This window comes from Micromonospora sp. DT231, from assembly GCF_049847025.1.
Lineage (GTDB): Bacteria > Actinomycetota > Actinomycetes > Mycobacteriales > Micromonosporaceae > Micromonospora.
On the sequence record NZ_JBNCNO010000004.1, the window covers coordinates 285,992 to 309,133 of the forward strand.

The 23,142-nt window shown below is 72.8% G+C and carries 21 protein-coding genes; 7 read left to right on the forward strand and 14 right to left on the reverse strand.

Features of this window, described 5'->3' with window-relative positions; all coding sequences use genetic code 11:
* The first annotated feature begins 23 nt into the window (after nt 1-23).
* The 5 genes from ACPXBU_RS12695 to ACPXBU_RS12715 are packed head-to-tail and all read left to right on the forward strand — an operon-like array spanning nt 24 to nt 3,597.
* The gene (locus ACPXBU_RS12695; protein ID WP_425758181.1) at nt 24-1,868 is read left to right on the forward strand and encodes an asparagine synthase-related protein; all 1,845 of its coding nucleotides are present in this window, start codon (nt 24-26) and stop codon (nt 1,866-1,868) included.
* Nucleotides 1,865-2,125: a lasso peptide biosynthesis PqqD family chaperone gene (locus ACPXBU_RS12700; protein ID WP_393366565.1), complete on the forward strand. Its 261-nt coding sequence runs from the start codon at nt 1,865-1,867 to the stop codon at nt 2,123-2,125. The genes ACPXBU_RS12695 and ACPXBU_RS12700 overlap by 4 nt, the downstream gene beginning before the upstream one ends.
* Nucleotides 2,122-2,553 (forward strand): lasso peptide biosynthesis B2 protein, encoded by a 432-nt coding sequence (locus ACPXBU_RS12705; protein ID WP_425758182.1) that lies wholly within the window; start codon nt 2,122-2,124, stop codon nt 2,551-2,553. Before ACPXBU_RS12700 ends, ACPXBU_RS12705 begins: the two co-directional genes overlap by 4 nt.
* Nucleotides 2,550-3,089 (forward strand): MauE/DoxX family redox-associated membrane protein, encoded by a 540-nt coding sequence (locus tag ACPXBU_RS12710; RefSeq protein ID WP_425758183.1) that lies wholly within the window; start codon nt 2,550-2,552, stop codon nt 3,087-3,089. Before ACPXBU_RS12705 ends, ACPXBU_RS12710 begins: the two co-directional genes overlap by 4 nt.
* Before the next feature lie 7 nt (nt 3,090-3,096).
* Nucleotides 3,097-3,597, forward strand: a complete 501-nt coding sequence (locus ACPXBU_RS12715) for a TlpA family protein disulfide reductase (RefSeq protein WP_425758184.1) — start codon at nt 3,097-3,099, stop codon at nt 3,595-3,597.
* A 58-nt stretch (nt 3,598-3,655) separates the two neighbouring features.
* On the opposite strand, the gene ACPXBU_RS12720 is transcribed toward ACPXBU_RS12715, so the two are convergent.
* Entirely contained in the window at nt 3,656-4,474 is an 819-nt protein-coding gene (locus ACPXBU_RS12720; RefSeq protein WP_425758185.1) for a class I SAM-dependent methyltransferase, read from the reverse strand.
* A 15-nt stretch (nt 4,475-4,489) separates the two neighbouring features.
* Entirely contained in the window at nt 4,490-4,897 is a 408-nt protein-coding gene (locus tag ACPXBU_RS12725) for a RidA family protein (RefSeq protein ID WP_393366555.1), read from the reverse strand.
* Between the two features lie 173 nt (nt 4,898-5,070).
* Between ACPXBU_RS12725 and ACPXBU_RS12730 the strand changes: the two genes are divergently transcribed.
* Together ACPXBU_RS12730 and ACPXBU_RS12735 are read left to right on the forward strand one after the other, a co-directional pair.
* Nucleotides 5,071-5,925 carry an NAD(P)-dependent oxidoreductase gene (locus ACPXBU_RS12730; RefSeq protein ID WP_425758186.1) on the forward strand — a complete coding sequence of 285 codons (855 nt, stop codon included), beginning with the start codon at nt 5,071-5,073 and terminating at the stop codon, nt 5,923-5,925.
* Between the two features lie 16 nt (nt 5,926-5,941).
* Entirely contained in the window at nt 5,942-6,895 is a 954-nt protein-coding gene (locus ACPXBU_RS12735; protein ID WP_425758187.1) for a 3-oxoacyl-ACP synthase III family protein, read from the forward strand.
* 81 nt (nt 6,896-6,976) lie between these two features.
* Here ACPXBU_RS12735 and ACPXBU_RS12740 read toward each other — a convergent pair whose 3' ends face one another.
* The 12 genes from ACPXBU_RS12740 to ACPXBU_RS12795 are packed head-to-tail and all read right to left on the reverse strand — an operon-like array spanning nt 6,977 to nt 23,118.
* Nucleotides 6,977-8,113: a helix-turn-helix domain-containing protein gene (locus ACPXBU_RS12740; RefSeq protein ID WP_425758188.1), complete on the reverse strand. Its 1,137-nt coding sequence runs from the start codon at nt 8,111-8,113 to the stop codon at nt 6,977-6,979.
* A 5-nt stretch (nt 8,114-8,118) separates the two neighbouring features.
* Nucleotides 8,119-9,171, reverse strand: coding sequence for a MupA/Atu3671 family FMN-dependent luciferase-like monooxygenase (locus ACPXBU_RS12745; protein ID WP_425758189.1), 1,053 nt, complete (start codon nt 9,169-9,171; stop codon nt 8,119-8,121).
* A gap of 4 nt (nt 9,172-9,175) precedes the next feature.
* Nucleotides 9,176-10,510, reverse strand: coding sequence for an MFS transporter (locus ACPXBU_RS12750; RefSeq protein ID WP_425758190.1), 1,335 nt, complete (start codon nt 10,508-10,510; stop codon nt 9,176-9,178).
* Nucleotides 10,507-12,066 carry an AMP-binding protein gene (locus ACPXBU_RS12755; RefSeq protein ID WP_393366543.1) on the reverse strand — a complete coding sequence of 520 codons (1,560 nt, stop codon included), beginning with the start codon at nt 12,064-12,066 and terminating at the stop codon, nt 10,507-10,509. The genes ACPXBU_RS12750 and ACPXBU_RS12755 overlap by 4 nt, the downstream gene beginning before the upstream one ends.
* Nucleotides 12,063-13,178: an HAD-IIIC family phosphatase gene (locus ACPXBU_RS12760; protein ID WP_425758191.1), complete on the reverse strand. Its 1,116-nt coding sequence runs from the start codon at nt 13,176-13,178 to the stop codon at nt 12,063-12,065. Before ACPXBU_RS12760 ends, ACPXBU_RS12755 begins: the two co-directional genes overlap by 4 nt.
* Before the next feature lie 14 nt (nt 13,179-13,192).
* Nucleotides 13,193-14,155: a 3-oxoacyl-[acyl-carrier-protein] synthase III C-terminal domain-containing protein gene (locus ACPXBU_RS12765; protein ID WP_425758192.1), complete on the reverse strand. Its 963-nt coding sequence runs from the start codon at nt 14,153-14,155 to the stop codon at nt 13,193-13,195.
* Nucleotides 14,152-15,261 carry an acyl-CoA dehydrogenase family protein gene (locus ACPXBU_RS12770; RefSeq protein ID WP_393366537.1) on the reverse strand — a complete coding sequence of 370 codons (1,110 nt, stop codon included), beginning with the start codon at nt 15,259-15,261 and terminating at the stop codon, nt 14,152-14,154. Before ACPXBU_RS12770 ends, ACPXBU_RS12765 begins: the two co-directional genes overlap by 4 nt.
* Nucleotides 15,254-15,535 carry an acyl carrier protein gene (locus ACPXBU_RS12775; RefSeq protein WP_393366535.1) on the reverse strand — a complete coding sequence of 94 codons (282 nt, stop codon included), beginning with the start codon at nt 15,533-15,535 and terminating at the stop codon, nt 15,254-15,256. Before ACPXBU_RS12775 ends, ACPXBU_RS12770 begins: the two co-directional genes overlap by 8 nt.
* A complete protein-coding gene (locus ACPXBU_RS12780; RefSeq protein ID WP_425758193.1) occupies nt 15,532-16,380 on the reverse strand; it encodes a 3-hydroxyacyl-CoA dehydrogenase family protein in 849 nt (282 codons plus the stop codon). The genes ACPXBU_RS12775 and ACPXBU_RS12780 overlap by 4 nt, the downstream gene beginning before the upstream one ends.
* Nucleotides 16,377-19,799, reverse strand: coding sequence for a thioester reductase domain-containing protein (locus ACPXBU_RS12785; RefSeq protein ID WP_425758194.1), 3,423 nt, complete (start codon nt 19,797-19,799; stop codon nt 16,377-16,379). The genes ACPXBU_RS12780 and ACPXBU_RS12785 overlap by 4 nt, the downstream gene beginning before the upstream one ends.
* On the reverse strand, nt 19,796-20,131 hold the full coding sequence (locus ACPXBU_RS12790; RefSeq protein WP_393366530.1) for an acyl carrier protein: 336 nt from the start codon (nt 20,129-20,131) through the stop codon (nt 19,796-19,798). The genes ACPXBU_RS12785 and ACPXBU_RS12790 overlap by 4 nt, the downstream gene beginning before the upstream one ends.
* Nucleotides 20,128-23,118 (reverse strand): condensation domain-containing protein, encoded by a 2,991-nt coding sequence (locus ACPXBU_RS12795; protein WP_425758195.1) that lies wholly within the window; start codon nt 23,116-23,118, stop codon nt 20,128-20,130. Before ACPXBU_RS12795 ends, ACPXBU_RS12790 begins: the two co-directional genes overlap by 4 nt.
* Between the last annotated feature and the right edge of the window lie 24 nt (nt 23,119-23,142).

The following is a 23,142-nucleotide window of genomic DNA, read 5'->3' on the forward strand; positions in this document are numbered from 1 at the left end:
CTCACCAAGCCTAAGGGGCGATCATGGCGCAGGTGCCAGATCTGGCGTCGCGAGTGTCGTGGTTCGTGATGGTGCCGGACACCGATGCCGCACGGTCAGCCGTGCGGCTTCTGGAGCGGCTCGGCGGCGTACCGCAGACGATCACTCACGCGTCCGGTCGCCCTTGGCTGGTGGGTCGCTGGGAGGCCGGCGAGGCGGTGACGGCCGAACTCGGCCCGAACCGTCTCGCCGTGCTCGGCGAGCACCGGCTCTCCACCGAGGACCTGCTCCGGCTCGCGGGTGGTGCGACCGACTCCGAGGATCTCTGCGCGAGCCTGCGCGACCAGCCGGGCAGCTTCCACGTGCTCGCCTCGACGCCCGGCGGCGTCGCCGTGCACGGCAGTCTCTCCGGCTACCGACGCGTCTACTACCACTGTGCCGGTGGGCTGGCCCTGGCCTCGGATCGCGCCGACGTGCTGGCCGCGCTGACCGGGGCCGACCTGGACGACGAGGCTCTGGCGCTGCGGCTGCTGACCCCGTTCTCGCCGTGGCCGCTGATGTGGCAGCCGGTATGGCGGGGCATTCTCGCCGTACGGCCGGACGAACGGCTCGTCCTCGACCGCACGGCAGCACCGCGCACCAGGCAACGGTGGCAGCCGCCCGAGCCGTCGCTCGACCTCGAGACCGCTGCCGCCCGCCTGCGCCAGGCGCTCGCTGCTGCCGTCACGGTCCGGGGCGGCCTCCACGACGTCGTCGCCAGCGATCTGAGCGGCATGGACTCGACCTCGCTCTGTGCGCTCGCCGCCGGGCAGGGCCGGCACGTGATCGGCCTGACCTGCGTCAGCCCCGACCCACTCGACGACGACCTGCCCTGGGCCCAACTGGCCGCCCGCGAGATCGGCAAGGTGACCCACGAGGTGATCGCCGACGACGCGTACCCGCTGCCGTACACCGATCTGCACGAGCCCGCCGACCGTTTCGACGAGCCCACCGCGGCGGTGATATACCGCGCCGGGTTCCTGGCCGCCTCGCGCCGGGCCGCCGACCACGGCGCCCTCGTCCGCCTCACCGGCTTCGGCGGCGACGAACTGCTGACGGCCGACCCGGCCCTGCAGCTCACCCTCCTGCGTACGCAGCCCCGCCTCGCCCTGCGCCACCTGCGGACACTGCGCTCGGCCTATCGCTGGGGACGCGGCGCGACCCTGCGGGCGGTGCTCGACAGGCGCTCGTACGGCAGGTGGTTCGGCTCGCTCGTCCACACCCTCGCCGCCGAGGGCACCGGGTTCAACGGCCCGCTGCTGAGCTGGGGGCCACCGGTCCGCCTGGCTTCCTGGACCACGCCTGACGCCCACGCGACCGTGCGCCGGATCCTGCGGGACCACGCCGCCGCCGCGACACCTCTGCAGGACGACCGCGGGCTGCACGGCCGACTGGCCGGGTTGTACGCCGGGGCGTCCGCCGGGCGGCATCTGGCGCAGGCCTCCCGCCGTGTCGGCGTCACCACGGCGCTGCCCTACTTCGACGATCAGGTGGTCGAGGCAGGTCTGAGCGTACGTACCGCCGACGTGGCCTCGCCCCGGCAGTACAAGCCGCTGATCGTCCGGGCCATGCGCGACGTGCTACCGGAGTCGCTACGGCAGCGATCCACGAAGGCCGACACCTCGATCTCCGCGCTGCGGGGCGCCGAGCGGCACCGCTCCGCGCTGCTCGACCTGGCGCAACGATCGCGGTTGGCCGAGCGTGGCCTGATCGACGGCCCGGCCCTGCGCGCCGCGCTGGAGCACCCGGACGACCGCACTTTCTACGATCTCGACCAGACGCTGGCCGCCGAGACCTGGTTGCGCGCCCACGAGGAGACAACTCCCGGGAACGGAGAGCACAGCCGATGAGCTGGACCCTGCCCGCCCACGTCTGCTGGACACCCACCGAGTACGGCGGGGTGCTGCTGGACTCCGCATCCGGCGAGTACTGGACGTTGAACGCGAGCGCCACCACCGCACTCGCCTCGATCCTCGAGGACGCCGAGATGGCGAAGGTGGCCGACCGCCTCGCCGCCGAGTTCGAGGGGGATCGCGAGGCGATGGCCGCCGACGTGCCGGAGTTCCTCGCCGCCCTGCGGTCCGCTGGTCTGATTGCCACGACATGACCACCGAACAGGTCCTCGACTACCGGCCGAGCCGGCTGGGGCGACGGCTTGTCGTGCTGACCGTTGTGGTCCTCGCACGGGTGCTGGCTCGGCGTTCGCCAGCGCAGATCTGCCGGGTGCTGCGCCAGGCGAGCCGCGGCGCCCGGCCCGCGACCGTCGCCGAGGCCGCCGCCGCGCGCCGGGACACCGTGGCGAACAGCGCGTTCTGCGCGGGCCCGCTGGGCTGCCTGCCCCGGTCGATCACCACGGCGCTGCTCTGCCGTCTGCGCGGCACGTGGCCGACCTGGGTGGTCGGGGTCCGCAGGCACCCACCGTTCGGCGCGCACGCGTGGGTGGAGGCCGAGGGCGCCGCGGTCGACGAACCGTACCCGGCCGGCTTCCACATCCCCCTGCTGACCGTCTCGTACGACGGAGGCCCGGTGGGATGACCACCACGCTGCTGCACCTCTCCTGGGTCTGCCGCGGCACGCTGGCCATGGTGTTCGCCGTGTCGGTGCTCGCCAAGGTCTCCGGCGTCGCCGCCGTCACGCGGTTCCGGCACGCCACCCGCACGCTTACCGGCTCGCGGGATCGCCGCGCCGACGTGCTCGCGCTCCTGGTCGTCGCCGGCGAGACCGCGGTGGCCGCAGGCTCGATCCCCGCGAGCACCGCGCCGTGGGCGGCCGCGGCGGCGATCGTGCTGCTGGCGCTGTTCTCGTGGCGGCTGGCCCGGCTGCCCGGCGCTGATTCGACAGTCGCCTGCGGGTGTTTCGGCGCGGCGGTCACCACCCGCCGGACCGGGCTGATGCGCAACGCACTGCTGCTTGTCGTCGCCGCCCTGGGCGCGGGCAGCACGCTGGCGGTCGCCGGGACCGGCGACACGGGCTTCGCCGGCCCACTGGTCTGCGTGGTCGCCGCGTCGCTGCTCGCGGCGGTCGTCATCCGCTTGAACGACATCACCTCCGTGTTCACCGCACGCCTGTGAGGCCCGCATGAGTGTCCTCGTCACCGTCGTCGTCGTGCTCGCGCTGGTGTGTGCCTTCAACACCGCGTTGAACGTGGCACTCGTCCGCCGACTGCGCTACCACGCCGAGCTGCTCGCCGACGTGGAGGAGCGCGGGGTGCCCGCGCAGGCGCTACCGCGTGGCGAAACAGTGCACGACTTCGTCGGGCACGACGCGGACACGTTGGTCGCGTTCTTCTCGCCCACCTGCACCAGGTGCCGCAGGGAACGCAAGGCGTTCGGCCGCGTCGCCGCCCGCTGGCCCGGCGGCCCGGACCGAACCGTGGCCGTGGTCTCCGGGCCGACCGCCTCCGCCGACTTCCTGACCGGGCTGGCCCCCGCCGCGCGGATCGTCGTGGACACCGACGAGTCGCTACGGCACGCGTTCGGGATCCGCGGCTTTCCGGCGCTCTTCGTGGTGTCGCCGGACGGACGGCTGGCCTGGACCGGCGTGCACGCCGACGCGGTCCCCGGGCTCACCGGGCCGTGACCGCCGGAGCTCTCGGCCCTCGATCAGAGGGGGTCCCCCTCGCACCACCCGAGGCCGGTCAGAAGAGCCGGGCCTGTTCCTCGGCGGCCTCTCGCAGCGCCGCCGAGTATTTCACGGTGCCGCCGGAGGCGCCGTAGTCGAGGCGGCTGACCCCGCTCGTCCGGCGGAGCATCGTCACACTGTTCTGCGTCAGCTTGTGCGACTCCAGCAGATTGACCATCTCCAGTCCTCCTGGATTGGACTGCTGAAACCGACGCAGGTAGCGCAGAATTGCCTCACCCTCCGGATAGGTCATGAGGTAATGCATCAACAACACGCCGCCGTCCGGGTTGATGCGCTCCCAGAAGTGCTCGAAGAAATAGAGACACTCCCAGGCGTCGACCCAGGCGAGGTCGATGACGTCGTAGTCGGCCGGCAGTTTGTCGGCGCACTCCCGAACGTCAGAGTTGACCACGGTGACCAATTCGTCGACGGACATCTCCCGAAGCACCTCGAGCACCCGACTGGCGGAGGAGAACGGGTTGGACAGATCGTCGACGGCGACCAGGCGGGGATCGTACGGGCGGAGGTGGAAGGCCGGCGCGGCCAGCGCCGGTTCCTCGTTGAGCCACTCGTCGTGCAGGCCACCGGTGAGGTGCCGCCCGGTCTTCGCGGCGAGCCCGCGGGCCTCGGCGGCGACCTGCTCGCGCACGTCGGCGAGCGCCGCGACGAGGAACGGGGTGGTGTAACCCATGCCCACCTCGATCACCCGGGCCGGCCGCAGCAGGTGGACCAGGTTGACCAGCAGCGGGGCCACCACGTCGGTGCCCATCTCCGGAACCCGAATGCCGGCGACGGCGCGCTGGAACTCCGGGCTGACGGTGCGATCCACGCGCATTCGAAGCTCCACCGCTCAGTTGGCGCCGACGACGGCGGTGACCTCGATCTCGATCAGCGCCTCGTCGCGGAACAGCTTCGACACCTCGACGGTCGTGCTGGTCGGAAGATCACCGGTGAAGTACTTCCCGCGCACCGCCGCGTACTCGGCGCGGTGGGCCATGTCGGTGAGGTAGGTCCGGATGTTGATCACATCGGCGAAGGTCGCGCCGTGCGCGGCGAGCAACTGACCGATGATCTCCAGGGTCCGTTCGGCCTGCGCCGTCATGTCGCCCGGCCCGACGATCTCGCGGTTGTCGTCGTCGAGGGCGACCTGACCGGAGAGGACGAGCAACGTGGTGTCGCCGAGGCGCACCTCGGCGACCTGCGAGTAGGGCCCCGCCGGGGCGGGCGCTCCGCTCGGGTTCACCAGTCTCATCTGCATTGTCTGCTACCTCGCACCGGGATCCGGAGAAACACCTTCGTCAACCTACGGACGCCGGGGACGTTACCACAATCAGTGGTGCACGCCATTCCTCGGCTTGAATCGGTGAGTCACAAGTAGTTGTGGTAATTGCCGCGTTGTCCCAACGTCAGCTCGACGGTTACACTTCTTCAATGCAGCTCCGAATCGCATTCCTCGGGCTCGGCCGGATGGGCCTGCCCATGGCGATCCGGCTGGCCCGCGCGGGTCACGACGTCGCCGTCTGGAACCGGACCGCCGGCCGGGCGGAGGAGGCCCTCGCCGCCGGCGCCCACGGTGCCGCCAGCGCCCAGGAGGCGGTCGTCGGCCGGCAGCTCGTGATCACGATGCTCAGCGACCCCGGCGCGGTGCTCGGTCTTCTCGACGGGCTCACCCTCGACCCGGGCACCACCCTGGTCGAGATGTCCACCATCGGGCCGGACGCGGTGGCCGAGCTGCGCAAGCGGCTGCCCGCGGAGGTGTCGCTCGTCGACGCGCCGGTGCTGGGCAGCGTCCCCCAGGCGCAGAGCGGCGCGTTGCACATCTTCGCCGGCGGGTCGGCGGAGGACGTGGCCCGCTGCGCGCCGGTGCTGTCCGAGCTGGGCACCGTGGAACACGTTGGCGCCCTGGGCGACGGGGCCGCCGTCAAGCTCGTGGTCAACGTCGCCACCATCAACTCGGCCGTGCTCCTCGGCGAGGCGCTGGGCCTGGCCGCCCGGCTGGGCATCGCCCGGGAGACCGCCTTCGACGCGCTCAGCCGCACCACGCTGGCTCCGATCACCGGGGTGATGCGTCCCCGCCTGGCCGCCTCCCACCAGCCGACGCTCTTCGCACTGGGGCACGCCGAGAAGGACCTGCGCCTGGCACTGGAGGCCGGCGCCCGCCCCGATGGCGTGATCGCGGCGGCTCAACGGACCCTGGCCGAGGGCCGCGACGCCCGCCTCGGTGACGAGGACGTGAGCGCGATCATCAGGACCCTCGCCGAAGGGTCCACCCGTCCGGCGGGTTGAGCGGGAGGAGTGTGGCGTGGCGGCAATCGTCGACTTCGAGGTGCGGCTGCCCTCCGGGCACGCCGACGTACGGGACATGCAGCAGGCTTCCGGGTTGGCCCTGGCCGAGATCCTGGAGATCACCCACGCCGAGCGTTTCCCCGTCCTGGACGAGCACGAGACCGCCTGGGAGCTCGCCGCGGAGGCCGCCGCCGTGGTGCTCAAACGCAGCGGCGTCCCGCCGGCCGATGTCGACCTGGTGCTCTACGCCGGTTCCGGCGAGTGGGACCGGCCGTTCTGGTCACCGGGGGCGAGGGTCGCCGCCGAACTGGGCATCGAACGGGCACACTGCTTCGAGGTGTCCAACTTCTGCAACGGGGCGATGACGGCCGTGCAGCTCGCGGCCGACAAGGTCAGCCTCGGGCGGGCCGGGCACGCGCTGGTCCTCATCGGAGACCGGCTGAGCCAGCTTGTCGACTACCACGACCCCGAGTCGAAGGCGCTGTTCAACTTCGGCGACGCTCCCGCCGCCGTCCTCGTCGGCCGTGACGGGCCGCTCGAGTTGCTGCACTCGCAGATGCGCACGGATCCGGCGTGGGCCGACTACTACTCCGGCGACATCGAGGACGACCGCATCGTGATGCGTCGGCGGGGCCGCCGCAGAGGGCTTGGCGACGCGTACCTGCGCAACTTCGTGGAGCTGACCAACGAGACACTGTCGACACTCGACCTGGCCCCGGCCGACGTGCGCTACTTCCTCATCAACCAGGGCGACCGCACCATGCACGAACGGGTTCTCGAGGCGTTGGGCATCGCCGCGCAACGATCGGTGTTCAACTACCACCGCTACGGGCACATGGGCGGCTCGGACCCGTTCATCGCCCTCGGTCAACTCATGGACGAGGGATCGCTCTCGCCGGGTGACGTGGTGCTGGCGGCGAGCAGCGGGATGGGCTTCTCCTGGGGCGTGACCGCGCTGCGCCGCAACTGAGCCGGGTCCGCTGCGGCGCGGCTGCGCCGGCTCGGCTGCGGCGCGGCTGCGCCGGCTCGGCTGCGGCGCGGCTGCGCCGGCTCAGCACCCGCCCGGCACCGGCGGCCGGACGCCTCCTGCCCCCGGAGATGACGGGAACCATTCGATCGGCTCGCCGGACCAGGCGCCCATCACGGTCGCCAGCCGGTCCAGGTCACCGGGCCGATCGAGCCGCCCCACCCACCGCTGCAACAGCCGGTGCCAGCTCTCCGCCGCCGGCACCGGATGCAGCTGGAACCGGGGGCGGGCGCGCAGCCAGGTACGGACTTCCGGATGTTCGCGGGCGCTCTGCCCGGCCCAGGCGACGTGCACGTCCCATTCCCGCGGCACCCGCGCGTCGAGTGCGGAGAAGAAGTCGAGAACCCTCTCGGGGACCGCGCCCGGGGTCAGTGCGGCCGGAGTCAGGGGCATCGCGCGGATCACGTCGAGCAGGCGCTGGCACCGGGGATCGCCGCCGGCCCGGGTGGCGAGGGAGCGTCGGCCGGGGCCCGATTCAGGCTGGTCCCGGCCGGCGCCCGGCCCAGGCTGGTCCCGGCCGGCGCCCGGCCCAGGCTGGCCTCGGCCGGCGCCCGGCCCAGCCTGGTCCCGGCCGGCGCCCGGCCCAGCCTGGTTCCGGCCGGCGGCCGACCCAGGCCGGCCTCGTTCCGCCGCCAGCGCCAGAATCCGGTCACCGGCCGCGATCCGCAGCCCGGCCACCGAACGGACCGCCTCCGCGAAGCATGGATCCTGGAAGAGCCGCCAGGTGGCCACCTGGTGAGGCCGCAGTCCCGCCGCCCGCCAGAGCCGGGAGACAGCGGTCTGGTTGAGCCCCGCCACCGCCGCCATGGCTCGTGTCGACCAGAGCCCGGCCCCGGCCGGTGGTGCCGTCTGGAGCGTCCAGATCACTACCGCGTCGATCTGCGCCGCGGTGATCCGCCGGCCGGCTCCTGGACGCGGCTCGTCGCGCAGACCGGAGAGCCGCCTGTCGACGAAGCGGGCCCGCCACTTGCCCGCCGTGTGCGCCCCCACCTCCACCTTCGTGGCGACATCCTTGTTGGACAGCCCCTCGGCACTGGCCAGCACGATCCGTGCGCGCAGGGCGAGGCGATCCCCGCTCGTCCATGCCGCCCACTCCTCGAGCGTCCGGCGCTCGCGCTCGGAGAGGATCAGCTCGGCCTTCGGTCGCCCCCGTGCGGCCATGTCGGTCAGCGGGAGGCAGTGGCGAACCGCAACCGGAGCTCGTTGAGCTGGTCCAGCCCGGCCAACACCGTCTTGTCCGGCAGCCCGAAGTCGATCAGGCAGGCCACCTCGTCCACCCCGATCTCCCGCAGCCGGCTCGCCACCCCGTACGCCTTGTCCACGGTGCCCAGCAGACCCCCCTCGTCGAAGTATCGCTGGAACGACCGCTCGACCAGGAAGTCCAGCTCGTCCGGGGGCAGGCGGGCGGGGTCGATGCCGCGCTTGCCGTCCATCCGGGACCCGAGGATCAGGTGCAGCGAACTGCGGATGTAGTCACTCAACGCGGGGCGTACGAGGTCCCGCGTCTCGTCCTCGTCGTCGCCGAGGTGGGTGTGGACCATGAGGGCCACGTGACCGGGCCAGTCGCCGGGCCGGGCCGCGACGGCCTCCCGGTACACGGCGATCTTCCCGGCCAGCTCGTCGAGGTCCTGGCCGAGCAGGTGGGTCAGCAGGCCCGCGCCGAGCTGACCGGCGGTGCGGAAGGTCTCCACCGTGCCGCCGCTGGTCAGCCAGATCGGCAGCTCCGCCTGCACCGGCGGCGGAAACACGCGTACCTGCCGGGTCTCACCGACCCCGTCGGTGGCGGTGATCGACTCGCCCCGCCACAGCGCCCGGACCTGCTCGGCGTACTCCGCCAGGAGGGCGCGGCGGTCGGCGTAGGTCTCCGGCCGGAGCACGAAGTCGGCCGCGTGCCAGCCCGAGGCGAGGGAGACGCCGACCCGGCCGTTGGAGAGGTTGTCCACCATGGCCCACTCCTCGGCGATGCGCAGCGGGTGGTGCAGCGGCGCGACGACGCTGCCCGCGCGGATCGCCACCCGGCTGGTCACCGCGGCGACGGCGGCGCTTGTGACAGCGGGGTTCGGGTACAGGCCGCCGAACGGGTGGAAGTGCCGTTCCGGGGTCCAGACGGCGGCGAAGTCGTTGGCGTCGGCGAAGCGCGCGCCCTCCAGCAGTACGCGGTACCTGTCGCTCTGCCCGAGGCGGCTGTCGTTGGCGAAGTAGAAGAGGCTGAAGTCCATCCGGTCAGCTCCTGTCGGATGAGAGGGGATCGCCGGCCACCGTCGTCGGCTCGTCCGCCGCGGACCTGGTGTCGGGCACCGTCGCCGGCTCGTCCGCCGCCGCAACGCCGCTGCGGGTCGGGTCCTTCTGCGCCGCGCGCACCACGGCGGGCGCGAGCAGGCCGGCGGCGCACATGACCGCGCCGAAGATGAGCCAGCCGGGCCAGCCGAGACCGATGATGAGCACTGTCGCGGCGAACGGGGTGATGGTGGAGCCGAGTTGCGTGGACATGCCGAACAGGCCCTGGTACTGGCCGTGGCTGCCCTCGGGGGCCAGCCCGTACGCCAACGACCAGGCTCCGGAGCTGTGCAGCATCTCGCCGAGCACGTGCACGAGGGCGCCGGCGAGCAGTGCCGCCGCCGCGGCCCAGAGGGGCAGGCCACCGGCGAGGGCGAAGAGCACGCAGCAGGCGGCGAGCACCAGGCCGGCCCGCTGCCAGGCCCGGGCGCCACCGTCGAGGCGCTCCGCTCCCCGGCTGACCCGTACCTGTAGCAGCACCACGCAGATCGTGTTGATCACCAGGATGACGGGGTAGATCGCGGTGGGGGCCTCGGTGCGTTGCGCGATCCAGATGGGCAGCGCCACCGTCAGCAACGGCCCGTTCATCACCAGCAGCGCGTTGAGCACGACGAACGCCGCGTAGGGCCGGTCCCGCAGCACGACGAGGCTGGGCCGCGCCTCGGTGTCGCGGGTCGGCGGCACGGCCGGCACTCGCAGGTAGGCCAGGCCGGCGACCGCGAACAGCACACCCGCGAGGAGCAGCAGCGTCCGGTAGCCATCCTGGGAGTCGAGGTAGAGCCCGATCCCACCGATCACCGCGCCGAGGGTGACGCCCAGGTTGGCCACGGCCCGGAAGTACGACCAGGCCCGGACCCGTTCCTCCGGCGGCACCACGCCGGCGACAAGCGCTCCCCGGGACGCGTCGGTGGCGGACTCGCCGGCCAGCACCAGGCAGGCGACGGCGGTCAACCACCAGAAGCTGGTGACGAAGGCGTAGCCGCAGGTGACCAGCCCGAGGGCCAGCATGGCGAGCACTGTGGCGTTGCGGGGCCCGAAGAGGTCGGCCGCGTGACCAGCCGGCACCGCGACCAGCATGCCGACCGCCGCCCCGATGGTCAGCGCGAGGCCGACCCTGGTGGCCGAGATGCCGATCGACGTGGTGAAGTAGAGGACGCTTACCGACATGATGATGCCGTGCGCGGCGGTCTTGGAGAGGTTGCTCAGCGACACCACCCGCACCACACCGGCGGGTGGGACGAGTTCCGCCGTGGCGGCACGCAGCCGGGCGGCCGCCGTCACGCCGGGCCCGCCGTCGCCAGTTCTGCCACCGAGTCCCGCAGCGCCCCCCGGTCGATCTTGCCGTTGGCGTTCAGCGGCAGGGCGGGCAGGTGGGTGAGCACCCGGGGCACCATGTGCAGCGGCACCTGCTGGCGCAGCCAGCGACGCAGCTGCGGCACCTCATCGCCCGTGTAGAAGCCGACCAATTCCGTCTCTCCTGTTCGGTTGACCGCGACGACGACGGCCTGGGTCACGCCGTCGTGCCGGCGCAGCGCCGCCTCGACCTCGCCGAGCTCGATCCGGTAGCCGCGAACCTTCACCTGGTTGTCCAACCGGCCGAGGTGGACGAGGTTGCCGTCCTCGATCCGCACCCGGTCCCCGGTCCGGTAGTAGTGCTCGTCGCTGAGGCCACCGCCCTCGTACGGTTCGGCACCGTCGGCACCATACGTCAGGAATCGGCCGACATCGTCGCCGGAGTCCAGATATCCGACGAACCTCTGTACCCCCCGCACACACAGCTCGCCCTCGTCGGCGGCGCGGCCGTCCGCACCGACGATCACGTGGTCGAGAAAGTCGTAGACCGGTCCGATCGGCACGGTGTCGTTGGAGGTCACCGGCCATCGCAGCGGGTCGAGGTCCAGCCGGAACTCGGTGCAGGCCACGGTCAGCTCGGTCGGGCCGTACACGTTCGTGACCACGGCCCCGGGGGCGATCTCCTGCCACCGCTCGGCCTGCCGGTAGGTGAGCGGTTCGCCGATGAAGATGCTGTATCGCAGGTCGGTGACCTGCCCGGTGGGCAGGGTGCCCAGTTCGTCGCCGACCGAGACCACCGACGGCACGGAGAACCAGTGCGTGATCCGCCGGTCCCGTAGGTAGTCGACCGGGTTGAGCAGCTCCGCGCGGCGGGGCACGGCCAGGGTCGCGCCACCGGCCCAGGTCACGAAGAGGTCGAACACCGACGGGTCGAAGGTGAGATCGAAGGTGTGCGACACCCGCGCCCCCGGGCCGACGGCGAAGCGGGCGACGTTGTGGCGGACGTACGCCACCGCCGCGCGCTGCGGGATCGGCACCCCCTTGGGCCGCCCGGTCGACCCGGAGGTGAACAGGACGTAGGCCACATCGTCCGGGACCCCGTGGTGGTCGGCCAGACCGGCACCGGTGCCGGCGAGCGCGCGCACCCGGTCGTCGTCGAGCGCCAACACCGTCGGGGCGGCGTCGCCGAGACCGCCGTCGAGCTGCGGCGCGCCGGATTCGTCGGCGACCAGCACGTCCACGCGGGCGAGGTCGCACACCCGCCGGTTGCGCAGCACCGGGTAGCCCGGGTTCAGGGGGGTCACCGCCGCGCCGAGGCGCTGCGCGGCAAGGTAGCCGGCGAAGGCGGTGACGCTGCGCTGGGCGAGCAGCGCCACCCGGGCCGGCACGCCGCCGTGCCGGGCGACGATGCTCTCGGCCAGCCCGAGGGCGCAGCGGTGCAGGTCCGCGTAGGAGAGCGGGCCGCTCTCCAGCTCCACGGCGACCGCGTCCGGCGCACGGGTGGCGGAGGCGGCGAACAGCTCGTAGAGGGTCTCACCGGTCATGCCGGCACCACCTCCGACCAGTCCCGCAACCGGATGTCGGGCTCGCTCAGCGCCGGGGCGCGCAACCGCAGCGAGGTCGCTGCGCAGGTGCGCTCGGGACGCAGGTGCAGCAGTTGCACCCCGTCCTCCGTCGCCAGGCCCACCTCGGCGAGGCACGCGCACCCGTCGTCGGCGAAGCCGGCGAACCGGTAGGCGACCTCCATGATCCGGTTGCGGTTCGTCGGCCGGAAGTCCGCGGCCAGGTGTACGCCGGCCCGCGCGGCCTGGTCACCGATCCACCGCAGGATGATCGCGCCGGCCCCGAAGGACACCACCCGGCAGGAGGTGGCGAGCAACTTCAGGTGCCAGACCCCGGGGTGGCGTGCCAGCAGCACCACCCCGACCGCGCCGTGCGGGCCGAACCTGTCGGTCATGCTGACCACCAGCACCTCGTGGTGCGGATCGTCGAGCAGGCCCCGCAGGGTGGCGTCGGAGTAGTGCACGCCGGTGGCGTTCATCTGGCTGGTGCGCAGGGTGAGTTCCTCCAGGCGGGAGATGTCCTCGTCCCGTGCCCGGTCGATGACCATCTCCAGCTCCAGGCTGCGCAGGAATTCCTCGTCTGGGCCCTGGAAGCCCTCCCTCGCGGTGTCGCGGCGGAACTTCGCCTGGTACATCTGCCGGCGTCGGCGGGAGTCCACGGTGACCGCCGCCGGGCTGAATTCGGGCAGGCCGGTCAGCGCTCCGGCCTGGTCGGCCCGGTAGCACCGGACCTCGGGCAGCTGGTGGTTGATCTCGGCGAGCTCGGCCGGCTGGTCGTCGATGAAGGCGATCGTGTTCAGGGCGAACTGCAACTCGTCGGCGATCGCCCGGATGGAGTCGGGCTTGCGTCCCCACCCGATCTGCGGGACCACGAAGTAGTCGGCCAGGCCGAGTTCCTCAAGCCGGCCCCACGCGTGCTCGTGGTCGTTGCGGCTGGCGACCGACAGCAGGATCCCGCGGGCGTCCAGGGCGACGATGGTTTCCCGCACCTCGTCCGGCAGGGTCGCTTCTCCGTCCTCCAGCAGAGTGCCGCGCCACAGGGTGTTGTCCAGGTCCCACACGAGACACTTCACCGTCGGCGGTGTCTGGCTCACGGTCGTTCCCTTCGTCAGATCTGCCAGACCGTGGCCGCCCAGGCCGCCACGGGGCTGTTGTTGAGAACCAGGACGTGGTCGCCGGGCTTGACGTCGCCGTCGGCGAGCAGCCGGTCCAGGTTGAGCACGACATCCATCGCGCCGAGGTGGCCGTACTCGGTCAGCTGCCGCTGGCAGACCGGGTGGATGGGCAGCCCGAGCAGGGATTCGTAGAAGCCGTAGGCGCTCGCGGTCACGTTCTGCATCAGCGTCGCGGCGACCTCGGCCTTGGTGATCCCGGCGTCGGCGAGGACGGTTTCGACGATCCGGCCGAGCCGCTGCCGGCTGTGCAGCGCCAGCTCGAACCGGTACTGGTCGGGTGACCTGCACTCCTCGCGCCACTCGTACCAGGGGGATTTCTTGTAGTCCACCTGGAACAGGTCGTGGAACGTGCCGTCACTCTCCTGCTGGTGCGCCACCAGGGCCGGTCGGCCGTCCCGGACGATTGTCATCGCGTACGCGCCGTCGCCGATGACCGTCACCGGGAAGCGCACCCGGTCCACGCCCGTGGGGCGGCTGGCGTGCGCGATCAGCACGCTCTGCCGGGTCGGGTCAGCGACCAGGAGGTCCCGGGCCAGCGCCCAGGCGGCGCTGGAGCCGGTGCAGCCGAGGCTGTCGAGCGTGAAGGCGAAGGCGCGGTCGAAGCCGCCGTGCAGCTGCAACCGCCCCGCGTCGGAGCCGAGCAGCACGTCCGGCGCGCGCGACCCCACCATGATCAGCACATCCGGGTCCAGCGGCGTCGCCTTGCCCAGCTCCTGGCAGGCCTGGACGGCGAAGTCAGTGGTCGGGGCGTCCGTGAACACGCCGACGCGGTCGATCCCGCAGGTGGCGACGAACTCGCGCTCCTCGGTCCGCAGCGAGTCGACCTCGGGCAGCGCGGCGACGGCTGTGAAACCCTCCGGCAGGACGCAGCGGATCGCACCGATGCCCACCGTCATGACCAGACCGCCAGCGCGTGGTCGGCCAGCATCAGCTGGGACATCTCGTTGCTCCCCTCGATGAGCTCCATCAGCTTGGCGTCCCGGTACGCGCGGGCCACCGGGTGCCCGTCGCGACTGCCGGCGGACGCGAGGACCTGCACCGCCGTGCTCGCCCCCTCCGCGGCCCGGGTCGCGGCGAAGTGCTTGGCCAGCACGGCGGCCATGACCAGGTCGGGCGTGCGGGCGTCCCAACACCTGCTGACGTGCTCGCACAGCCTGGTCGCGGCCTGCTCGGCGACCGTCAACTCCGCCAGGTGACGCCGCACGAGCTGGTGGGACGAGAGCGTGGCCCCGCCCTGGGCCCGGGAGCCGGCGTGCCGGGCGGCTTCGGCCAGGCAACTGCGGAGGATCCCCACACAACCCCAGGCCACCGAGACCCGGCCGTACGTCAGTGCCGTGGTGGCGATCAGGCCCAGTGGCATGGCCGCCCCGCCCAGCACCGCGTCCCTCGGCAGGCGTACCCCGTCGAAGTGGACGTCGGCGTGGCCGGCGGCCCGGCAGCCGAGCGGGTCGGCCACCCGCTCGACGCGCACGCCCGGCGCGTCCGTCGGCACCAGTACCGCCGCCGCATCGTCGCCGAACCGGCCGAAGACCACCAGCAGGTCGGCGTACGCGCCAACGGTGATCCACACCTTCCGCCCGTCGATCCTGAGGCCGGAGCCGTCCTCGCTGATCCGGGTGCTCATCGCGGAGAGGTCGCTGCCCGCCTGCGGCTCGCTGAAGGCGACCCCGGCGAGGCTGCCACTTGTCAACGCGGCCAGGTGGGTACGCCGTTGGGCGGCCGAGCCGAGGCGCAGGACGGTCCACGCCGCCATGCCCTGGGAGGTGAGGACGCTCCGCAGCGAGCTGCACCGGGCCCCGGTGGCGGCGGTCAGCTCGCCGTTGTCCAGGCTGGACAGGCCGAGGCCGCCGTACTCCTGGGGGATCTGCGCGCAGAGCACACCCTTGGTGCCCAGCTCGCGCAGGGTCTCCAGCGGAATCCGGCCGGTGCGGTCCCAGGTCTCCGCGCGATCGCCGACGGCGGCGGCGACCAGCGCCGCCGCCTCGGACCACCGCTCAGTCATCGGACTCCCCACGCAGTCGTAGGACCAGCTCGGTCATCCGGTCGACAGTCCGGAAGTTGTCCAGCCGGAGGTCGGGGCCGCCGATGGTGACGTCGAACGTCGACTCGATGTGCACCACCAGCTCCAGCGCGAACAGCGACGAGACCAGGCCGGCGGCGAAGATGTCGAGGTCCGGCTCGATGTCCCGTTTGGTCTGCCGCTCCAGGAAGGCGGTGAGCTGGCCGCGGATCGATGCCGGGCTGAGGGTGTGCTGGTTGGCGGTGGATGAGCTCACTTGATCCCCCTGTGCTCGTAGAAGCCACGCCCGGTCTTGCGCCCGAGGTCACCGTCGGCGACCTTGGCCAGCAGCAGCGCGGATGGCTCGTAACCCTGGTCGCCCGTGCGATCGCGGAGCACCCGCAGCGAGTCGACGACGTTGTCCAGGCCGATCAGGTCTGCCGTGGCCAGCGGCCCGGTGCGGTGCCCGAGGCAGCCGGTGAAGAGCCTGTCGATCTCCTCCGGCGTGGCGAGCCCCTCGTCCGCGATGCGGGCCGCCTCGTTGATCATCCGCTGCAGCACCCGGTTGATCACGAATCCCGGCCCGTCCCCGACCACCACGACCTCCCGGCCCATGCTGGCCAGGAAGTCCCGGGCCACGGCCAGCGCGGCGGCGGAACTGCGCGGCCCGCGAATCACCTCCACCGTCTTGATCAGGTACGGCGGGTTCATGAAGTGGGCGCCGACGGTGCGCTCGGGGTGCTCGACCGCCCCGGCCAGCTCGTCCACCGGGATGGCCGAGGTGTTGGTGAGCACCAGCGTCTCCGGGCCGATGAGCGCGGAGACCTCGGCGAGCACCTTGGCCTTGACGTCGGCGAGCTCGGTGACGGCCTCGACGACCACGTCGGCGTCGGCGACCTGGCCGATTTCCACTGTGGTACGCAGCTCCGCCACGTCCGTCCCAGTCTGCGCCCCCATCAGCCGGGCCAGCCTCAGGTGGCTGGTGACCTCGCCCCGGGCCCGTTCCAGCACGGCCGGGTCGACGTCGACCAGGGTGACCGGCAGGCCGTGCCCGACCGCGAGGGCGGCGATGCCGCTGCCCATCACTCCCGCGCCCAGCACTGCGACATGTCGCTGCTTCATACCCGCTCCTCGATCGCGTTGACGTTCTCGCCCCGCCCCCGGGCAAGCTCGGGCAGGAGCGCGGCGAACTCCTCGTGGCGTTCGGCCAGGAAGACCAGGCCCTGGCGCAGCTGCTCGGGGGTGATGGCGGCGGAGAGGCCCTGCTTGCGCAGCCAGGGCTGCCAGCCCCGGACCTGCACGTCGTCCTCGGCCAACTCGTGCCCCTCCAGCTCGTAGAGGGCCACGGCCGACATGACCTCGCTGCCGCCGTCCAGCGCCCGTTCGGCCACCCGCCGTTGCCACTGCGGCAACGGCAACGGCTCGGTCGTCAGGCCGGCCCGGCCGAGCATGTCGAACAGCTCCCGGGTGCTGACGGAGCGCTCGTCGGCCAGGTGGTAGACCCTGCCGACCGAGGACGGCGACAGCGCCAGGGAGACGATCGCCCGGGCGATCACGTCGACCGGGGAGACCGGTTCGGCGCGCTCGTCGGTGGGGTGGGCGCCGACGGCGAGGCCACTGGCGAGCATCCGCCAGACCAGGTCCTTGTTGTTGCAGGCACCGGTGTCCCGGGCCGACATAATCAGACCGGGCCGGAACACCCGGCCGCGTACGCCGGCCTCCTCGGCCTTCTCCAACAGCCGCTCGCCGACCCACTTGCTGACCCCGTAGCCGCCGAGGTCGGAGTGCAGGGGCTGCTTGCGGGTCTCCAGCCGGGTGCCCGCCGTGCCCGACCCCGCGCCGGTCGCGGCCAGCGTCGACACGTAGCTGAAGTCGCGGATGCCGTGCCGGCACATCCAGTTCAGCAGGCCCGCCATCGGCAGGACGTTGTCCTCCCGCAGCGTCCGGTACGGCTCGGTGAAGACCACCCGGGCCGCGCAGTGCAGCACGTGCCCGACCTGGTCGGCAAGCTCGCCGTCGAGGTCCACGGCACCCGTGCCGGCGAAGGCCCGCAGGTCCGCCGGGACGACCCGGACCAGGTCGGGGTCCGGCTCCGGCAGGGCCAACCGGGCGGCGGTCTCGCGCAACCGCCGCATGCCCGCCCGCTCGTCCGACGCCCGCACCACGCAGTGGACGCGTCGGCCGGCGCGCTGCAACTCGTGCAGGAGGAAGGCACCGAGATAGCCTGCGGCCCCGGTGAGCAGCACGTCCCGGCCCGGTGCCCGGCGCTCCGCCATCGGTCCGATCGACAACGCCAGGTCCGCGTCGATCAGCTCGCCGTCCCGGTCGGCCGCGCTCTGCCGGTCGGGGGTGACGCCGGCCCGGACGATCTCGGCGAGCCGGCGCACCGTGGCCCGGCTGCCACCGGCGCGGTGCAGGTTTATCAGTACGCCGTACTGCTGCTGGATCCGCAGCACCATCTGCACCGACAGCAGCGACGTGCCGCCCAGTGCGCCGAACTCGTCGTCCAGCCCGACGTCCCCCCGGTCGAACAGCTCCCCCCAGACGCCGACGATGCTCTCCTCGATCGAGTCCCCCGCCGTCGCCCGCTGCGCACCGACGGGCACGGGTGCCGGCTGCCGGCGGAACACGTCGAGGTGGTCCAGTGGCCAGTACCGCTTGCGCTGGAACGGGTACGTCGGCAGACGAAGCCGCCGCCCCCGGTCGCCGCCGACCGCCTCCCAGTCGACCGGCACGCCGTGCAGCCAGGCGGTACTCAACGCCTCATCCCAGCCGTCGTCCCCGGCGGGCACCAGGACCCCCCGCGAGTCGGCCAGGCCTGGTTCGCCACCGGCACCCTCCAGCACCACCGCGTACCGGTCCCCGGCCAGGTCGAGCCGGTCGACCACGGCCGAGCCGGGCAGCGCGGCCCGCAACGCGGCAAGCCTCGCGGGCGTCGCCTGCTCCCCCGCCACGATGACGGCGGTGCGGCGGGCGGCCCGGACCGTGCGGACGGCAGGTGGGCGGGGCAACCGCAGCGCCGCCGCGAGCCGGTCGGCCGGCGCGGTCACCACCCGCCGCTCGTCGAAGACCGCCCGCCCGACCCGCAGGGTGTACGCGACGTCCGCCGCCTGCGCGGGGTCGCTGTCCAGCCGGTCGGCCAGCGCCCGGCACAGGTGGTCCAGCTCGACCCGGTTGCGGGCGGAGACGTTCAGCCGGACGACGGGGGCCGGCGGCGCGGCCGGCCGGATCACCGCGGGCGGGGCGGCCACCACAACCGTGGCGTTGGTGCCGCCCACGCCCATCGAGTTGACCAGCACCAGGCGCTCCGGGTCGGGACACTCGCGGCGGGTGGTGCTGACGAAGAACGGGCTCTTCTCCAGCTCCGCCGGGTCGCGGGCCACGTCGAACGTCGGGTGCGGGGGCAGCGAGCCGGTGCCGGCCACGTGGACCGCCTTGATCAAACCGGCGATGCCGGCGGCCGGACCGAGGTGCCCGATGTTGGACATCACCGAGCCGAGGCCGCAGTAGCCCACCTCGTCGGTGCTGCGCCGAAACGCCTCGGTCAGGGCCAGCAGCTCGATGTGGTCGCCCAGCGGCGTACCGGTGCCGTGGGCCTCGACGTACCGGACCGCGTCGGCGGAGACGCCCGCGACCGACAGCGCCGCCGCGATCACGTCGGCCACCCCGTCGAGGTTCGGGGCGGCGTAGCCGAGGCGCGCGCCGCCGTCGTTGCCGACCGCCGAGCCGCGCAGCACGGCCAGCACGGGGTTACCGTCGGCGAGCGCGTCGGCGAGCCGGCGCAGGACCACCACCCCGACCCCGGAGCCGTACGTGGTGCCGCTGCTGCTCGCGTCGAAGGACCGGATGTAGCCGTCCTCGGAGACCCAGGCCCCGGGGATCGGCTGGTAGCCGAGCAGCGGCTCCACGACTGTCGCGCCACCGGCGAGCACCACGTCGCACTCCCCGGCGAGCAGGCTCAGCATGCCGTAGTGCACCGCGTACAACGACGAGGAGCAGCCCGTCTGGACGCTGACGGACGGCCCGCGCAGGCCGAGCTTGTAGGCCGTCCGCGAGGTCATGAAGTCGGCCTGTCCCCCGACGGTGAGGTCGAGGTCGCCGATCGCTGCCGCCAGCCCGTGGTCGCGGACCTTGGCGGCGAAGACCGCGGCGGAGTAGTTGCCGGCGGCGCTGCTGGCGAAGACACCTGTCACCAGGCGGTCCGCGCCCGGTGCCAGCCCCGCCGACTCCAGCGCCTCCCAGCAGGACTCCAGGAAGATGCGCTGCTGCGGGTCGATGGCGTCGACCTCCCGGGGGGCGTACCCGAAGAAGTCGGCGGCGAAGTCGGCCACCCCCGGCAGGGTCGCGCCGACCCGGACGAAGCCCGGCTGGCGCGTTTCCTCCTCGCTGTGGCCGGCCGCGCGCAGTTGTTCGTCGGTCAGTTCCCGCATGGACACCACGCCGGTGTCGACGTTGCGCCAGTACTGCTCGGGGTTCCACGCGTCGGGGAAGCGGCAGGCCGTCCCCACGACGGCGATGTCCGTGTCGGATATCTCGGTCATGACGGGCGAGGCACCTCCGCCGTACGGGCCCGGCCGAGCAGGGCGCGGCGCTGGCTGGCGCCGGTCACCTGTGGCCGCGCCTCCTCGCCGACGCCGGCCAGCAGCCTGGCCTGCGCCCGGATCGTGGCGTGCTGGAACAGGTCGGACACCCGCAACGACCGCTCGGTGAGCTGGTGCAGGTCCTCCCAGAGCATGATGAGCAGCAGCGAACTGCCGCCGGCCTCCAGGAAGTTCTGGTCCGGGTCGAGGCGCTCCGGTTCGTCGACGTCGAGTACCTCGGCCCAGGCGGCCCTGACCCGATCGAACAGTTGCTCCTCCGTCAGGGTGGTCAATGTCCCTCCAGTGGTCGAGCGGTGGGCTGCCGGATGACGTCGTCCGCCGCGGTGATGACCGCGCGCAGAACGGCTTGTGCGGTGACGGGGTCGAACAGGGCTGTGGAGTACAGCAACTCCCACCGCAGGTCCTGCCGACGATCGAGGACCGAAAGTTCGATCTCGTACTTGAGGTGCAGTGGATCGAGCGGGCGGATCGTGGCGGCGACGTCCGGCCCGAGGTCCGGGGCCGACAGCTCCCCGTCCTCGGCGCTGAGGTAGACCGGCGTCACCGGCGGTCGACCGAGGTCGCGGTCGGGATGCAACGCGGCGGCGACCGCGTCGAACGGCGCCGCGGAGTGCCGGAAGCTGAGGTTGGCCGCCTCCCGCACCCGGGCCAGCAGCTCCTGCCAGGTCGGCTCGCCGCTGGCGTCGGCACGCAGCACGAGCGTGTCGATGAACAGACCCACCGCGTCGGCGCTGCGTGCCCCCGTCCGCTGCGACCAGGGGAAGGCGAACAGGAAGTCCCGCTGGCCGCCGACGCGGGCCAGCGCCACCGCCAGCAGTGCGGCCGAGACCATGAACATGGTGCAGCCGGCGTCCGCCGCGACCTTGCGCAACCGGTCGGCGCGGGTCGGGTCGAGGTCGTACGTCAGTCGGCCCGCCCGGGTCTCCTGGGTGTCGCTCCGGCCCCTGTCGTACGGCAGGACCACGTCCACCGGCGCACCGGCGAGCGCCTGCACCACCGCCCGGGTATCGGCCCGCGCGGTGTCGTCGGGGTCGGTGTGGCCGGTCTCGGCCACCGGCTCGGGCAGCCCCTCGCCCCGGTACGCCGCCGCGATCTGTCGCATCAGCAGATGCCGCGACCAGCCGTCGAAGACGATGTGGTGGACGACGACGACGAGGATGACGTCCCGCCCGCCCCGGTCCAGCAGATGCGCCCGGGCGGGGGCGGCACGCGCCAGGTCGAAGCCGGCCCAGCTCCACTCCGCCACCGCCTCGCGTACCTGCTCGTCGGTCCAACCCGCGGCGTCCACCACGGTGACCGCACCGGCGGGGCCGTCGGTGCGGTGGTAGACCCGCCGCTGCCGACGGTCGAGCTCGAAGCGGGCCCGCAGCGCCGGATGCCGGGCGAGCACGGTCTCGACGGCGACGCGCAGCCGCTCGACGTCGATCTCACCGGCGAAGTCCACCACTGTGGGGACCAGGTACGCCTGCCGCAGCCACGGCAGGCGGTCGATGGACCAGAAGCGTTGCTGCGCCGGGCTGGTGACCTGCCTGCCGTCGCTTCCCGCCGGCGTCGCGACGGCCACCCGGGGCGGAGCCACGAGCAGCCGGGCCAGCCCGGCCACCGTCGCGTCGGCCAGGAACTCCCGCGCCGACAGGACAGTGCCGTCCTGTCGTTCGATCCGGCGCAGCATGGTGACGACGAGCAGGGAGTGGCCGCCCATGGCGAAGAAGTCGGTCGCCGGGGTCAGCCCGGCCACGATCACCTCCGCAGGCTCCTCGACGAGGTCGGTCAGCGCCGCGGCGAAACACTCGGCGGCCCGGCGCACCGCCGATTCCGGCACCGGCACCACCGTGGCCGTCGCGGGCGCCGCTGTCGCGGGTGCCGGCGCCGCCGTCGCCCAGGCCGGGTCCGGACCGAACCGGACCAGCTCCGCCAGGGGTACGGAAAACCGCTCCGTCACGGCCCCGAGCAACCCGAGGTACGCCTCGGCCAGCGCCGCCACCACCGTCCGGGGATAGCGGGCCAGGTCGTACTCCCAGCGGGCGTACCACCCGTCGGCCCGCTCCTCGACGGTGAGCATCAGGTCGAACTTGGCGGTGCCGTTGGGCAGCACCTCGGGCAGCGCCCACCGCACCGGCACCTCCGGGCCGGGCACGGGGAAGTTCTGCAGGGCGAAGGCGACCTCGACCAGCTCGGTACGCGCCGCGGCGGTGAGCTGGTGAAACGGCAGGCGTTGGTAGAGCAGGGTGCGGAACGCCTCGCCCCGCGCCTGGGCACACAACTGCGCGAAGTCGTCCGCCTCGCCCAACCGGGCCCGCAGCGGCACGGTGTTGGCGAAGAAGCCGACCACGTCGTCGGCCTCGGGACCGGGCCGGTTGGCGGCGATCACCCCGTACCGGAAGCTGTCACGCCCGGACCAGAGGCCCAGCAACACCTGGAACCCGGTGCCGAACAGCACGAACGGTGTGAGGCGGTGTTCGGCGGCCAGTTCGGTGACGCGGTCCCACAGCCCTGCCGGGAGGGCGGTGACCACCTCGTCGCCCGCCCGCACCACCGCGCGCCCCGATGCGCCGGGCAGCGCACCGGCCAGGGTGAGTCCGGGCCCGGCGGCGAGGAGTTCCGCCGCCCGCTCCGCCACCGCGGCGCGCGCGTCGGGCCGGTGCCCGGCCTCCCGGTCGCGCCGCGCCAGCTCGACGAAGCGGGCCGGAACGGCGGGCAGGTCGGGCCGCCGGCCGTCGACGCCGGCCGCGTACGCCGTCGCGAGGTCGGCGCAGAGCCGCCCCATCGACCAGCCGTCGAAGGCGATGTGGTGCAGGACCAGCAGCACCGCGTCGCCGCCGGTGAGGCCCGTGAACGCGGCGCAGCGCAGCACCTGGCCGGTGGAGAGGTCGAGCGGCGCGGCGCAGAGTTGGCGTACCTCGTCCTCGACGTCGGCCCAGGACCTGCCGGGGGCCCGAACGACTCGGACCGCCACGTCGGCCGCCGGGCCGACGAACTGTTCCGGCTCGTCGCCGCGCAGCCGGTAGCCGGTCCGCAGGATTTCGTGCCGGGCCGTCACCGCGGTCAGCGCGGCACCGAGCACCGCCAGGTCGACAGGGCCCTGCCAGCGCAGCAGCACGGGAACGAGGTAGGTGGCCGCGTCGGGGGCGGCGGCGTCGATCAGCCACAACCGCTCCTGCGCGAAGGACAGCGGGCCGCACTCCGGACGGTCGGTCTGCGGGCCGCTGGCCGGTGGGATGCCGGTCTCGGGCACCGACCGGGGCGCTCGGGTGTCCATTCGTGTTCCTCCCGTTACCTGCGC

What these genes read in the sequence shown, in the direction of transcription:
- ACPXBU_RS12700 (WP_393366565.1), top strand. Translation starts at nt 1,865, where the DNA reads ATGAGCTGGACCCTGCCCGCCCACGTCTGCTGGACACCCACCGAGTAC.
- ACPXBU_RS12695 (WP_425758181.1), top strand. Translation starts at nt 24, where the DNA reads ATGGCGCAGGTGCCAGATCTGGCGTCGCGAGTGTCGTGGTTCGTGATG.
- ACPXBU_RS12785 (WP_425758194.1), bottom strand. Translation starts at nt 19,799, where the DNA reads ATGACCGAGATATCCGACACGGACATCGCCGTCGTGGGGACGGCCTGC.
- ACPXBU_RS12725 (WP_393366555.1), bottom strand. Translation starts at nt 4,897, where the DNA reads ATGCAGATGAGACTGGTGAACCCGAGCGGAGCGCCCGCCCCGGCGGGG.
- ACPXBU_RS12795 (WP_425758195.1), bottom strand. Translation starts at nt 23,118, where the DNA reads ATGGACACCCGAGCGCCCCGGTCGGTGCCCGAGACCGGCATCCCACCG.
- ACPXBU_RS12765 (WP_425758192.1), bottom strand. Translation starts at nt 14,155, where the DNA reads ATGACGGTGGGCATCGGTGCGATCCGCTGCGTCCTGCCGGAGGGTTTC.
- ACPXBU_RS12715 (WP_425758184.1), top strand. Translation starts at nt 3,097, where the DNA reads ATGAGTGTCCTCGTCACCGTCGTCGTCGTGCTCGCGCTGGTGTGTGCC.
- ACPXBU_RS12720 (WP_425758185.1), bottom strand. Translation starts at nt 4,474, where the DNA reads ATGCGCGTGGATCGCACCGTCAGCCCGGAGTTCCAGCGCGCCGTCGCC.
- ACPXBU_RS12770 (WP_393366537.1), bottom strand. Translation starts at nt 15,261, where the DNA reads ATGACTGAGCGGTGGTCCGAGGCGGCGGCGCTGGTCGCCGCCGCCGTC.
- ACPXBU_RS12745 (WP_425758189.1), bottom strand. Translation starts at nt 9,171, where the DNA reads ATGGACTTCAGCCTCTTCTACTTCGCCAACGACAGCCGCCTCGGGCAG.
- ACPXBU_RS12730 (WP_425758186.1), top strand. Translation starts at nt 5,071, where the DNA reads ATGCAGCTCCGAATCGCATTCCTCGGGCTCGGCCGGATGGGCCTGCCC.
- ACPXBU_RS12740 (WP_425758188.1), bottom strand. Translation starts at nt 8,113, where the DNA reads ATGGCCGCACGGGGGCGACCGAAGGCCGAGCTGATCCTCTCCGAGCGC.
- ACPXBU_RS12705 (WP_425758182.1), top strand. Translation starts at nt 2,122, where the DNA reads ATGACCACCGAACAGGTCCTCGACTACCGGCCGAGCCGGCTGGGGCGA.
- ACPXBU_RS12780 (WP_425758193.1), bottom strand. Translation starts at nt 16,380, where the DNA reads ATGAAGCAGCGACATGTCGCAGTGCTGGGCGCGGGAGTGATGGGCAGC.
- ACPXBU_RS12710 (WP_425758183.1), top strand. Translation starts at nt 2,550, where the DNA reads ATGACCACCACGCTGCTGCACCTCTCCTGGGTCTGCCGCGGCACGCTG.
- ACPXBU_RS12755 (WP_393366543.1), bottom strand. Translation starts at nt 12,066, where the DNA reads ATGACCGGTGAGACCCTCTACGAGCTGTTCGCCGCCTCCGCCACCCGT.